General features: G+C 64.2%; 11 protein-coding genes. 4 read left to right on the forward strand and 7 right to left on the reverse strand.

The features are described 5' to 3' along the window. From VNJ47_12785 to VNJ47_12810, 6 genes are all read right to left on the reverse strand, one after another. The coding region (locus VNJ47_12785; GenBank protein ID HXG29708.1) for a hypothetical protein at nt 1-1,427 on the reverse strand (1,427 nt) is incomplete at its 3' end. Next, entirely contained in the window at nt 1,424-3,394 is a 1,971-nt protein-coding gene (locus VNJ47_12790; protein ID HXG29709.1) for a hypothetical protein, read from the reverse strand. The genes VNJ47_12790 and VNJ47_12785, both read right to left, overlap by 4 nt. Before the next feature lie 83 nt (nt 3,395-3,477). Next, complete coding sequence (locus tag VNJ47_12795; GenBank protein ID HXG29710.1) at nt 3,478-3,954, reverse strand: pilin; 477 nt, start codon at nt 3,952-3,954, stop codon at nt 3,478-3,480. A 217-nt stretch (nt 3,955-4,171) separates the two neighbouring features. Next, nucleotides 4,172-5,512 carry a sigma-54 dependent transcriptional regulator gene (locus tag VNJ47_12800; GenBank protein HXG29711.1) on the reverse strand — a complete coding sequence of 447 codons (1,341 nt, stop codon included), beginning with the start codon at nt 5,510-5,512 and terminating at the stop codon, nt 4,172-4,174. A 233-nt stretch (nt 5,513-5,745) separates the two neighbouring features. Next, the gene (locus tag VNJ47_12805; GenBank protein ID HXG29712.1) at nt 5,746-7,176 is read right to left on the reverse strand and encodes a histidine kinase dimerization/phospho-acceptor domain-containing protein; all 1,431 of its coding nucleotides are present in this window, start codon (nt 7,174-7,176) and stop codon (nt 5,746-5,748) included. Nucleotides 7,177-7,195: 19 nt separating this feature from the next. Beyond that, the gene (locus VNJ47_12810; GenBank protein HXG29713.1) at nt 7,196-7,411 is read right to left on the reverse strand and encodes a PP0621 family protein; all 216 of its coding nucleotides are present in this window, start codon (nt 7,409-7,411) and stop codon (nt 7,196-7,198) included. Between the two features lie 116 nt (nt 7,412-7,527). On the opposite strand from VNJ47_12810, the gene sucC reads away from it, so the two are divergent. The 3 genes from sucC to VNJ47_12825 all read left to right on the forward strand — a co-directional run bounded on the left by sucC (nt 7,528) and on the right by VNJ47_12825 (nt 11,386). Further along, complete coding sequence (sucC, locus tag VNJ47_12815) at nt 7,528-8,694, forward strand: ADP-forming succinate--CoA ligase subunit beta (protein HXG29714.1); 1,167 nt, start codon at nt 7,528-7,530, stop codon at nt 8,692-8,694. A 67-nt stretch (nt 8,695-8,761) separates the two neighbouring features. Beyond that, the gene (gene sucD, locus VNJ47_12820) at nt 8,762-9,634 is read left to right on the forward strand and encodes a succinate--CoA ligase subunit alpha (GenBank protein ID HXG29715.1); all 873 of its coding nucleotides are present in this window, start codon (nt 8,762-8,764) and stop codon (nt 9,632-9,634) included. A gap of 123 nt (nt 9,635-9,757) precedes the next feature. Further along, on the forward strand, nt 9,758-11,386 hold the full coding sequence (locus tag VNJ47_12825; GenBank protein ID HXG29716.1) for an NAD+ synthase: 1,629 nt from the start codon (nt 9,758-9,760) through the stop codon (nt 11,384-11,386). Nucleotides 11,387-11,516: 130 nt separating this feature from the next. On the opposite strand, the gene VNJ47_12830 is transcribed toward VNJ47_12825, so the two are convergent. Next, nucleotides 11,517-12,398, reverse strand: a complete 882-nt coding sequence (locus tag VNJ47_12830; protein ID HXG29717.1) for an outer membrane protein assembly factor BamD — start codon at nt 12,396-12,398, stop codon at nt 11,517-11,519. 119 nt (nt 12,399-12,517) lie between these two features. Here VNJ47_12830 and rluD point away from each other — a divergent pair. Continuing rightward, nucleotides 12,518-13,422: 23S rRNA pseudouridine(1911/1915/1917) synthase RluD (rluD, locus tag VNJ47_12835; GenBank protein ID HXG29718.1), on the forward strand; the 905-nt coding region annotated here is incomplete at its 3' end.

Consider the following 13,422-nt stretch of genomic DNA (forward strand, 5'->3'; position numbering starts at 1 on the left):
AGCTTGTGCGGCATATTCTGTCCCGCCGGTATCGTGTACTGCCCGCCAACGATATGAACGAATCGGGATTCAGGGTGTAACCAGGGAAAAATGAACGAATATGAGCCCGGTACCATGCTGAGGTACAAATAGGGGCGATGCTTAAGTTCAGTCGGTACGTCGGGGTCGACCCATGTTGCCTGCCAGGCTATTCCATTCCAACGCGGATTACCCGAGTGTGCCTGGATCGTGATCTGCGCCACGAGAATCAGAACCGCAAACGCAGCGGTCACTCTGGTATCCCTGCTGATTCGCTGGAGTGCGCCGATGATCAAAGGGCCGAGTAGCAGCCACAGCGGCAGGGCGTAACGTCCTATCCCGGCGAGCACGGCCCACAGTACGAAGCTGACCAGAAAAAAGCCCAAGAGCCAGAAATAGTTCCGGCTATCGGGCGTCCCGGAAAGAGACCGATGGTCGCGTGTTCGTAGGAAGTGTGCCATGCCCACGACGATGATTACCAACAGCATCAACGGCCGGAGGTCAGGGACTGTATTCTCGGCATAAACCCATGGTTTGTGCTCCAGCATCCTCAGGGGCAATGTGAATATGTCCCAAATGCCTTGATTTAAAAGCCCGCGATCCTCGTTCATCGCGGTGAGGAAATCCGGCGACTGGAATATATGATTGAACAGTGGGAAAACCGGATTACGAAATTCCCGCCACAACACATAGCTCCAGTAACCGTGACTCACTAGCCCTCCAACGAGGGCGCCGGTGCCGCAGAGTACCAGCCGGCGCACACGCAGCTTCAAAGGCGAAAAGTCCAGTACCAGCAGAGTCAGGCAGGCCGTAACGACAAGGAAGGCATTGGTCAGTTTGAGGCCGGCCGCGATACCAAGAAGCATCCCGCCCTGCAGGGCTGTCCATTTCCCGGCATTCTGGCTGGGCAGCAGCTTGTAAAGCCCGGCCAACACCAGCACGCTGGTGATCGGGTCTGCGAACGTATTGCCGAGAGTCGTCAGAAAAATTGGCGCGACGAATGCTAGCGCCGTGCCAAGCCAAAGCAGCCGCCGCCTATGCTGCAGGTTTCTGGCCAGCACGTTATCGCCGATGCACCAGATTAACCACAGGTTCAGACTGTGAAACAGGGCGAGAACCGCGGTGATGGCTGCACTATGCCACTCTGCCTTTGTCATCAGATATAAAGGCACGAATGCAAGCGGGTTGAAATATCCTTGCGTGCCCGCGGCAAAGTAATCGAGCGTCAGGCGGTGATTGAGGAGCTGATAGGCTCCATACAAGTGATAGTTGATCAGGTCCGCATTCATATCCAGCCCGGCCCAATAACACCAGGCCCCGATCAAGAGCAGGAACGAAGTCGGAATTGCGAAACGGGATATGTGCAGCTGAGGCATATTGCGGGCAGACGAGAAAGCCGTGGCCGTCAACGGAATTCGCCCGACGCGAGTGTTTGGGTGTCGGGACATCTCGCAACGTGCGTACTCGCAAACCAGTCGCTGACAGGGCCCAGATCATGATCCTGCCAGGAGCCGTGACGGTAAAGCAGAACGCGGTCCCCGGTTATCCGCAGGCCAGTGAGGGTATTCATATACCAGCGCCCCCAGCTCTCGCCCTGTCGCAGGGTCTGTACGCCATGAGGCGAGAGAACGTCGCCGCAGGCCTGTTCCACTCGGTCAAACACTTGGTCGATTGCTTGCAATTCGGCCAGGAGTTGCCGATGAGCCTGGCCGTCTAAGGCTGATACCGAGCAAACGGCCAGTTTTCCACCCTCCGCTTCGGGGCGTTTCGTGTCGAAAGGATTATAGAAGGCCCAGGGCGGTAGTGCCTTATAACGCAACTCTATCAGATCGCAGGGTTCGTCGGTCATCATAAGTCCATAGATGCTGAGAACGCTGGAGTAATATTCTCTTATAGCGTCCGGGTGCCGCTGGTCCGGCAGCAGCGGGCGTAACAACGGTGTCACCACCTTGATTCGACTGGGATGCCGATCCAGAAGCTGACGCAGACGTGCGGTCATGTCGCTGCCAGCCGGCTGCACGTACTGGCCGACTAGATTCACGACCTGCGCATCGGGGTGCAGGAACGGAACGATCAGTGCATGTGTTTGGGGTCCTATCGATAAGTACAGAAAGGGTTGCTCCCGATAACGGACCGGCACATCGATATCCAGCCATCGGGCCTGCCATTCATTTGCGGCCAGCCGCGGATTACCGAGCGCCAGCAGCATTGCCAGCTGCAGCGCAAGCGTGGCACAGGCCAGCCATCGTGCGGCTCTGAGCCCCAACGCCAGATACGCCCATACCACCAGCAAGGGGGCCACCAGCAACCACAAGGGAAGGGCATAACGGCCTATGCCAGCGATATAGGCCCATACCGCGAAACTGAGCACCCACAAGAATGTGAGCCATGAAAGCGCCGGCAATTCGACGCCAGTGGTGGCGCTCTTGCCGCCGGAGAAAAAAATGCGTGTACGGATGGGTGGTGTGAGAAAGGCGATGGCCAGAACGATGCAGAGCAGTAATGGCCGAAGATCTGGCGCAAGATTCTCGGAATACACCCGCGTCGAGTGCACCACCATCCGGACCGGTAAGCTGAACAGCTTCAGCCAATCGTCGTTTACATAGCGCCTGTCCTCCGTCATCGACTGCGTGAAGTCCGGGGACGCGAATAAGTGATTGAACAGCGGGAAAACGGGATTCTCGTACTCTTTCCACAGCTGGTAGCTCCAGTAACCATGGCTCAGCACCAGACCTAAAGCTGCAGCTAGCCCGAAGATGAGCACTCTATTCAGGCGCGCTGTTCTTGCGGCAGCAGGCACGACCAGGCTGCACGCGCACGCGCATACCAGGAAAAAGCCGTTGGTCAGCTTGAGTCCAACGGCGATGCCCATGGCAAGACCGGCGAATGCCAAGAACTGTACCGCTCGTTCCGATTGATGAAGCCGTAAGAGCAGGGCGATGCTCGCCAGTACCAGGACACTCGTCAGCGGGTCTGCGAAGCTGGTGCCGAGCACCGTAAGGTAAAGCGGCGTAACGAACGCGAGCGCGGTAGCAAGAAACTGCAAGGCCGCACGATAGGGGTCGTCTTTCTTGAGCAAGGCTCCGGTCACCAGCCATATCAGCCACAGATTGAGGCCGTGGAGTGTGGCAAGCACCAGCACAATGACACCGCTGTGCCAGCCCCATTGATTCATCAGGTAGAAGGGCAGGTACACCAGGGGGTTGAAGTAGCCTTGGGTACTGGCGGCAAAGTAATCCTGGCCGAGGCGTTGTGACAGCAGTTGAAAGGGGCCGTAGTAATGGTAGTTCAGCAGGTCCCAATTGAAATCGAGTCCGGCGACAAGGCACCACAACCCGATTAAAGAGAGAAACAGGGCAACCAAAGAAATGGCCATTAGAGGACGCATGGTAGCTGGACTGAGGTATCCAAAAAGAAAAGGCACACATGAGTGTGCCTTTTCCGGATACCTGATGAGTATTAGGTTGCGCGGCAGGAACCGGGCAGGAACTTGGACGGCATCGCGTTGGCCGTATTGGGGCCGCAGAGCCAGGTCGCGACCGTGCCGCCGAATGCCGGCGGGTTGCAAGCACCGAATGTCGTGGCGGACGCATCGTCGCAGGGCTCGAGGCGAACCTCCTTGCCATTCACGTCGCTCGCGATGTTTTGTGCTCTTACCACAACCACGCCGGCGTCATCGGTAACGATCGATGCAACATACCGGGACGCGGTCCCGGCCGATTCGCATCCCCAGTTGTTGGAACCGGGACCGGTCGACGCCGACTGGTAGACTTCGGTAATGGTAGTGCGGCAGGCAGAGGCCGCCAGCAGCAACTCCGATACCTTGGCTCGCTTGGTATAGTCCTGGTACGCCGGCAGCGCAATGGCCGCCAGAATGCCGATGATCGCGACCACGATCATCAGCTCGATCAAGGTAAAGCCTTGCTGTCTTTTCACGTTTGAGTCTCCTCTTGAAGGGTCCTGATATCAGGAGCGGTGAGTCCGCCCGACTGTAATTTCAGCAAACCCGGTGCCAAGGCACGGGCTACTGGAATCTTATGCCGAATCAAGGTTTTCGCAAGGGGTAACCTGGTCAGAGCGCCTCTTCGCTGACCTAACGGGTCACAGTATGACCCGTTGCGTCAGTTTACACGCCGGTACCCCGGCTCCGCCGTCAGTCGATGCCCAGTTTCTTCAGTCGATACCGCAACGCACGAAAGCTGATTCCCAGCAGCCGCGCCGCCTGGGTCTTGTTGTAGCGGGTTTTTTCCAGCGCCTGCAGGATGGCGTTGCGCTCGATTTCCTCGATCTGGCTGTCGAGTACCGTGGCGCTGGTGGTGGCAGCGGGGGTGGTTGCGGCGCTGTGCAGCTGCAGGTCCGGCACTTGTATCAGGCCGTGCTCGCACAGCGTGGTGGCGCGCTCGAGGATGTTCTCCAGCTCGCGCACGTTGCCGGGGAAACGGTAGCCGCGCAGCGCCGCCAGGGCCTCGGCCGAAAGCCGGGGCGGCTGATCGAGCCCGTTCTGGCGCGCGATGCGCGCCAGGATGTGCGCGCTGATCTCCGGGATATCGTCGGGCCGTTCGCGCAGCGCCGGCACCCGCACCTCGATCACGTTCAACCGGTAATAAAGGTCCTGCCGGAACTGCCCGCCGTGCACCAGCGCGCCGAGGTCCTTGTGCGTGGCGCTGATGATGCGCACGTCCACGGCGATTTCCTGTTCGCTGCCGACCGGGCGCACGGCGCGCTCCTGGATCGCGCGCAGCAGCTTGACCTGCATGTGCAGCGGCAGGTCGGCGACCTCGTCCAGGAACAGCGTGCCGCCGTGCGCGGCCTGGAACAGGCCGGCCTTGTCGCGGCTGGCCCCGGTGAAGCTGCCCTTGATGTGGCCGAAGAACTCGCTCTCCATCAGCTCGGAGGGGATGGCGCCGCAGTTGACCGGCACGAAGGGCATCGCCGCGCGCGGCCCCTGTGCATGGATCAGGCGCGCTACCAGTTCCTTGCCGGTGCCGGACTCGCCGCTGACGTGCACCGGCGCCTGGCTGCGCGCCAGCTTGGCGATGGTCTGGCGCAGGCTTTCGATGGCCGGGGCGCGGCCCAGCAGCTGGTAGCGCGCGTCGCCTGCGGCCTCCGTGGCCCGCTCGCGGTTGAGTTTGAGCGCCGCGTCCACCAGCGTGCGCAGCATCTTGAGGTCGAGCGGCTTGGAGACGAAATCGAAGGCGCCGGCCTTCAGGCTGCTCACCGCCGCCTGGGTGTTGCCGTAGGCGGTGATGACCGCGACCGGCAGCAGCGGGTACTGCGCCTGGATGTGGCGCACCACCTCGAGCCCGTCGCCGTCGGGCAGGCGCATGTCGGTCAGGCACAGGTCGTAGCGGCCGTTCTCGCCGAGCAGGCGCTTGGCGTCGGCCACGCTGGCGGCTGCGCTGGTCCGGACATTCATCCGGCCGAGGGTGATCTCCAGCAGCTCACGGATGTCCGCTTCGTCATCGACGATCAAGGCATGGGGCTGGCGGTTCATCGGCGATGATTCTAGGGAAGCCCTGATTATTCGTCACCCCGGCGAACGCCGGGGTCCAGGGCCTTTAAAGTCACTGGATTCCGGCCTGCGCCGGAATGACGGCAGATTGATCAGAGCCCCTTAAGCCTGCTCCGCGACCCGCGGCGGCTTGAGGGCGTCGGTTTCCAGCCATTCAATCGGGTTGGCGAAGACGATGCGAAAACAGGCCCCCAGCGTGCTGCCATGGATGAGGCTCAGCTTGGCATGGTTGCATTCGCACAGCTCGCGCGCGATGTACAGCCCGAGTCCGGCCAGACATCGGCGCTGAGCTGGATCATCAGCTTGTCCGGTGGCAGGCCCGAGTGAGCGACGGAATTGTCCCAGAGGTTGTGCAGCACCTGGGCCAGCTGCCCGGGGTCGGCGCGGATTTCCACCGCCGGCGAGACGCTCTCGCAGTCGATGCGCGGCGCCGCGGTGAGCAGCGCCTCGCGGTACTCGCGCGCGAGCTGCTCGAGCCATGGGCGCAGGCACAGGGTCTGCGGGACGGTCTGGTCGCGCCGCGAAAGGCCCAGCATCTCCTCGACGATGGTATTGATGCGTGCGGTGTGGCGGTGAATGATGTCGAGCAGCCGTCGCTCCTGGGCCAGCGCAGGGGCGTTTTCGGACAGCAGCTGGCTGGCATGGCTGATGGCGGCGAGCGGGTTGCGGATTTCGTGCGCGATGCTGGCGGTCAGCCGCCCCAGCGCGGCCAGCTTCATCTGCTGCGCCTGCTCGCTGGCGCGACCGGCATCCTCGATGAACACCAGGGTTGGCGAGGACGGCGCCGGTGCCAGGCGGCTGAAGTGCGCCAGCAGGATCCGGTCGGCCATTTCCGTGGTGACTGGCTCGCTGTCGCTCAGCGGCCGCCGACGCCAGTTCTCGAGGCTGGCGAACAGCGCCGGCACTTCGCTCGACAGCAGTCGGCCACTGGCGCCAGGCCGGATGTTCAGCAGCTGGCACGCGGCCTGGTTGAGCAGGCGGATCCGGCCCTCCTCGTCCAGTAGCAGCACGCCCACCTGCAGGTGGGCGATGATGCGCTCGTTGATCTGCGCCAGGTTGTCCAGCGCCAGCTTGCGCCGCGCGGCCAGCGCCTCGCCGGCGCTGGCGCGCGCGGCCAACGCATTGGCAAGCCAGGCCGCCAGCAGGTAGAGCAGGCCGAGCATGCCGGCCTGCACGAAATCGGAAGTCTCGGTATCAAGATGCAGGGAACGCCAGACTTCCTCGCTGAGTAAGGCCAGCGTGGCCAGAGCACCGATCAGGATGCCCTGCCGGCGTGGCAGCAGCATGCTGGTGGCGGCGATGGGTGCGAGCAGCATCATGCCCAGTCCGGTGCGGACGCCGCCGGCGGCGTAAATCAGCGCCGTGATCGCCATGACGTCGATGAAAGCCTGCGCGTACAGCTGCAAGGTGAGCCGCGGCCAGCGCAGCAGCACGGTGGTCGTGGTCGGCAGACACAGCAGCAGGTACCCGAGGATGACGATCTCGAACAATTCGGGCTGCATGCGCTCGCTGAAAAACTCCCGCGCGCGCTCGCTGTAGTAAGTGACGACCAGGAAGATCACGATCACCCAGCGATAGGCCGCCAGCAACAGCAGCGAGCGCCAGCTCTCGGCGCGGGCGGCTGGCTTCGAGCTGGCGGTGTCCATGGTCGTCCCGAGGGGGCGATCAGGAACCGGCGCTGTCGGCGTGCTCGCGGCAGCAGTAGAAGCGGCCGTTACGTTCGATCGCGCTGGCGCGCGGCAGGTGCAGGCCGCAGCTCACGCAACTGACCATGGGCGCATACTCCACCGGCGGGGGCGGCGCGGTGTTGCGCGCCAGCCAGCGGCGCAGCAGCAGGAAGACGATGACGCCGATGGCGATCAGCAGCAGGATGCGGGTCATGGATCCAGGCCTTTGGCAAGTCCCTTTCGTACTAGTCTAGTTCAACTTTACGGGCTCCGGCCTTCTGCGCGAGAATCACGGACCCCGAAATCAAGAATCCCGGACAGGATCGGCGCATGAATCTCCACGAATGGCAGGCGAAGGAAATCTTCGCGCGTTACGGCATCCCGGTGCCCCAGGGCATGCTCGCCAGCAGCCCGGACGACGCCGCGCGGGCCGCAGCAGCGCTCGGCGGCAGCCGCTGGGTGGTCAAGGCGCAGGTGCATGCCGGCGGCCGTGGCAAGGCCGGCGGCGTGAAGCTGGTGGACAGCACTGCGGCGGTGGCCGAGGCCGCCAAGGGCATGCTGGGCGGGCGCCTGAAGACCAAGCAGACCGGTGCGCAGGGTCTGCCGATCAACAGCGTATGGATCGAGCAGCCGTCCGCGATCGCGCGCGAGCTTTACCTGAGCGTGCTGGTGGACCGCTCGCGCGAGCGCGTGCTGTTCATGGCCTCGGCCGCGGGCGGCATGGATATCGAGGAGGTCGCCGAGAAGCACCCCGAGCAGATCATGACGCTGACCGTGCACCCGGCCGCCGGGCTGCAGGGCTACCAGGCGCGCCAGCTGGGCTTCTTCCTCGGCCTGAACAAGGACCAGATCCCGCAGCTGCAGAAGATCCTCGAGGGCCTGTACCGCATCTTCAACGAGCTCGACGCCAGCCTGGTGGAGATCAACCCGCTGATCGTGACCCAGGACGGCCGGCTGATGGCGCTGGACGCCAAGCTCAACTTCGACGACAACGCCCTGTACCGGCACAAGGACATCGCCGCGCAGCGCGACCCCACGCAGGAAGAGGAAACCGAGCGCGAGGCCGCCAAGTACGACCTCAACTACGTCACCCTGGAGGGCGACATCGGCTGCATGGTCAACGGCGCGGGCCTGGCCATGGCGACCATGGACATCATCAAGCTGCACGGCGGCAAACCGGCCAACTTCCTCGACGTCGGCGGCGGGGCCACCACCGAGCGCGTGACGGCGGCCTTCAAGCTGATCCTGTCCGGCGCACACGTCAAGGCCATCCTGGTCAACATCTTCGGTGGCATCGTGCGCTGCGACCTGATCGCCGAGGGCATCATCGCCGCGGTCAAGGAAGTCGGGGTCAAGATTCCGGTGGTGGCAAGACTGGAAGGCACCAACGTGGAAAAGGGCCGTGAGCTGCTGGCCAACAGCGGCTTCGCCATCATTCCCGCCACCGATCTGACCGACGCGGCCAAGAAGGTCGTGGCGGCGGCGAGGGCCAGTTAGGGTGCGCCATGCGCACCGGTTCGCTCATGGTGCGCGATGCGCACCCTAAAATCATCCGAGGCTTTGAATGTCCATTCTGATTAACAAGGACACCCGGGTCATCTGCCAGGGCTTCACCGGCAAGCAGGGAACCTTCCACTCCGAACAGGCGATTGCCTACGGCACCCAGATGGTCGGCGGTGTAACGCCGGGTCGCGCCGGCGAGAAGCATCTCGGCCTGCCGGTATTCAACACCTGCCACGATGCGGTGCGCGAGACCGGCGCCGAGGCCAGCATGATCTACGTGCCGGCGCCGTTCGCGGCCGATGCCATCCTGGAGGCCGCCGATGCCGGCATCAAGGTGATCGTCTGCATCACCGAGGGGATACCTGTGATGGACATGCTGCGCGTCAAGGCGGCGCTGGCAGAGAAAAAAGACACCGTGCTGATCGGTCCGAACTGCCCCGGGGTCATCACGCCCGGGGAATGCAAGATCGGCATCATGCCGGGCCATATCCACAAGAAGGGCCGGGTCGGCATCGTCTCGCGGTCCGGCACGCTGACTTACGAGGCCGTGTTCCAGACCACCAACATCGGTCTCGGCCAGAGCACTTGCGTCGGCATCGGCGGCGACCCGATCCACGGGCTCGGCTTCGTGGACGTGATCAAACGCTTCCAGGACGACCCGCAGACCGAGGGCATCATCATGGTCGGCGAGATCGGCGGCTCCAAGGAAGAAGAAGCGGCCGAGTACATCAAGCAGCACGTCAACAAGCCGGTGGTGGCCTACATCGCCGGTGTGACCGCGCCACCGGGCAAGCGCATGGGCCATGCCGGCGCGATTGTGGCCGGCGGCAAGGGCACGGCCGATGCCAAGTTCGCGGCGCTGGAGGCGGCCGGCGTGAAGACCGTGCGCTCCCCGGCGGATCTCGGCACGGCCATCAAGGCCGCGCTGGGGTAAGATAAAAGTCCGCGAATGAACGCGAATAAACACGAATAAAACCAAGAAGTTTTCTCTTCCAAGAAAAACATTCTCTTAATTCGCGTTCATTGGCGTTCATTCGCGGACTCCCCGTTCTTCAACATGACCACCCGTCTCCGCATCGCCATGGCCCAGATCAACCTCTGGGTGGGCGATGTCGCGGGCAACGTGGACAAGATCATCGACTACACCCAGCGTGCCCGCGAGCGGCATGCCGACGTGGTCGTGTTCCCCGAGCTGGCGCTGCTCGGTTATCCGCCCGACGACCTCTTGCTGCGCTCCGGCCTGCCGGCCTACATCCAGCAGGGGCTGGAACGCGTGCGCGCGGCCTCGGTCGGCATCCACGTGGTGGTCGGGTATCCGGAATATACCGACAAGGGGATGTTCAACGCCGCCGCCATATTCCACGACGGCCGGCGCGTGGCCAACTACCGCAAGCAGCGCCGGCCGAACTACGGCGTGTTCGACGAGAAGCGCCATTTCCTGCGTGGCTGGGAGCCCTGCCTGCTGGAGATCAAGGGCGTGCCGCTGGCGGTCACCCTCTGTGAGGACGTGTGGGGCCCACGCCCGGCACAACAGGCCCAGGCCGCGGGCGCCCGGCTGCTGCTCAACCTCAACGCCTCGCCGTTCCAGATCGGCAAGGCGGCCCAACGGGTGGAGGTGCTGCGTCAGCGGGTGGCCGAGACCGGCCTGTCCATCGTCTACGTCAACATGGTCGGCGGCCAGGACGAGATCCTGTTCGACGGCGACTCGATCGTTTACGACAGCGAACGGGGCATCGTTTTCCGCGCGGCGGATTTCGAGGAAGGCCTGTTCCTGGTGGAGGCCGATACCGAGGGTCGGTGTTACCCCACCGAGGCGTCGGCGCCCGATCTGAGCGAGGAGGGACTGGTCTATCGCGGGCTGGTGCAGGCGATCCGCGATTACGTGGACCGCAACGGCTTCCAGGGCGCACTGGTCGGACTGTCCGGCGGCATCGACTCGGCCTTGACGCTGGCCCTGGCGGCCGATGCGCTGGGGCCCGACCGTGTGTGGGCCGTGTCCATGCCCTCGCGCTACACCGCCGAGATGAGCGTGGAGGACGCGCTCGAGCAGGCCAATGCCTTCGGCGTGCGCTGCGACGTGATCGGCATCGAGGCGGCCTTCGAGGCCTTCCTGCACAGCCTGGCCCCGCACTTCGGCGAGCGCACCGCCGATCTCACCGAAGAGAACATCCAGGCGCGCTGCCGCGCGACCCTGCTGATGGCGCTGTCGAACAAGTTCGGATATCTGGTGCTGCCGACCGGCAACAAGAGCGAGATGGCGGTCGGCTACGCCACGCTGTACGGCGACATGGCCGGCGGTTTCGCGCCGCTCAAGGACGTGTACAAGACGCTGGTGTACCGCCTGGTACGCTGGCGCAACACGCAGTCGCACAACGGCCCGGTGATCCCGGTACGCGTGCTCGAGCGCCCGCCCTCGGCCGAGCTGCGTCCGGACCAGACCGACCAGGACAGCCTGCCGCCCTACGACCTGCTGGATCGCATCATCGAGGCCTATGTCGAGCACAACCGCTCGATCCCGGAGATCTGCGCGCTGGGCTTCGAGGAGGCGACGGTGCGCAAAGTGGCGAGCCTGATCCGCCGCAGCGAATACAAGCGCCGCCAGGCGGCGCCGGGGCCGAAGATCACCGCGCGCGCCTTCGGCCGCGACCGGCGCTATCCGATCACGGCGGTCTATGGGGATTTTTGAGGATCGGCTCGGAAGATTAAAGAACGCGACAGGATAAACAAGATTCTCAGGATGAACAGGCCGGAGCGATTTCCTGTTTAAAGCCGTAAATCAATCCTGTTGATCCTGTCTGTGCTGTCCATTCTTCGATCTATTCCAGCAGCTTCGCGATCGGGTCCTCGACCCAACCGAGGTACGGCAGTCCCTTGCTGCCGCGCCCGCGGACATAGTCAGGGTAGTTCGCCTGCAGCACGCGCTGCGCTTGGTCCGCCTGTTCCTGCAAGCCCAGCTGCGCATAGCTCTGCTGCAGGATGTCGAGCGCCGCCGGTACGCTGTCGGTGCCTTGGTAGTGGTCGATGATGTATTGCGCCCGGCGGCTGGCGGCGATCGGCGCGCCGCGCCGCACGTAGAATTCGGCCACGTGCAGCTCGTAGCGAGCCAGGCCGTTGCGCAGCCACACCATGCGCCGGCGCGCGTCCTGGGCGTAGCGGCTGTCCGGGAAACGCTTGATCAGCAGCGAGAAATCCTCGAAGGCCGAGCGCGCGAACATCGGATCGCGGCGCGTGCCGTCGATGCGCAGGAGCTTGTCGAACTCGTCCACGCTGCGGCTGAAGTTCACCAGTCCCTTGAGGTACTGCACATAGTCCACGCGCGCGTGCTGCGGGTATTGCTTGAGGAACCGGTTGGCGGCGGACAGCGCCAGCTCCGACTGCTGCAGCCGGTAATGGGCATAGATGCTGTCCAGCTGCGCCTGCGTGGCGTAGGGCGTGAAGGGGAAGCGCGCTTCGACGTCGTCGTACAGCTCCAGCGCGCCGGCGGCGTCGCCCGAATCCAGCGCCTCGCGCGCGCTGGCGTAGAGCTCCTCGGCGGTGAGTTGCTCGATGATGCGGTTCTGGCGGCGCGCCTGGCGCTCGTCGTTGGCCAGCGGGTTGCTGCGCACGCGCCGGTCGCCGACCTTTTCGTCGCGCGCGCAGGCGCTGGTCAGCCCGCACAGCAGGCTGGCGACGACGAGCAGGAGCAGGGTGGAACGCATGATATTCTGGGGCCGGGAATGCAGACGCTCAGTATAACTGAGTCGCGTGCTTCGCACAGACGGGAATTCATTCAGTGGGGTGCGTGTACGAGCCTGTCCCCCCTCAAGAAAGACACCCAATGGCCCCCGGCCCGACGTCCCAAATCCGCGACCTGACCGTGCCGCCCGAGCTGGCCGGGCAGCGGCTGGACCGCGTGCTGGCCGAACTGCTGCCGGATTATTCGCGCAGCCGCCTGCAGCACTGGATCGAGGACGGGCGGGTGACGCTGGAGGAACGGCTCAGCCGGCCGCGCGAAAAAGTGGCCGCCGGCCAGCGCATCCAGGTGCGGGTCGAGGCGCAGCCTGCCGTGACCCTGACGGCGCAGGATATGCCGCTGGACATCGTGTACGAGGACGACGCCCTGCTGGTGATCGACAAACCCCCGGGCCTGGTGGTGCATCCCGGCGCCGGCAACCCGGACGGCACCCTGCTCAACGCGCTGCTGCACCATGCGCCCGAACTGGTCCAGGTGCCGCGTGCCGGCATCGTGCACCGCATCGACAAGGACACGAGCGGCCTGCTGGTGGTGGCGCGCACGCTCGCGGCACATGCGGCGCTGGTGCGCGCGCTGGCCGCACGCGCGATCACGCGCGAGTATGAAGCCGTGGTCTGCGGCGTGCTGACCGCCGGCGGCACGGTGGACCAGCCGATCGGGCGCGACGAGCGCGACCGCACGCGCATGCGGGTCAAGACCGCGGCGCGCGCCGCGGTCACGCATTACCGCGTGCTGGAACGCTTCCGTGCGCACACGCATCTGCGTCTGACGCTCGAGACCGGCCGTACGCACCAGATTCGCGTGCACATGCAGTATCTGCGCCATCCGCTGGTCGGCGATCCCGTGTACGGCCGACGCCTCGGCATGCCCGCCGGCGCTGGCGAGAGTTTGCGCGCGGTCCTGGCCGGCTTCCGGCGCCAGGCCTTGCATGCGCGCCGGCTGGGGCTCGTGCATCCGCTCAGCGGCACGCCCATGGAATGGCAGGCGCC

The organism is Nevskiales bacterium (genome assembly GCA_035574475.1).
Lineage (GTDB): Bacteria > Pseudomonadota > Gammaproteobacteria > Nevskiales > DATLYR01 > DATLYR01.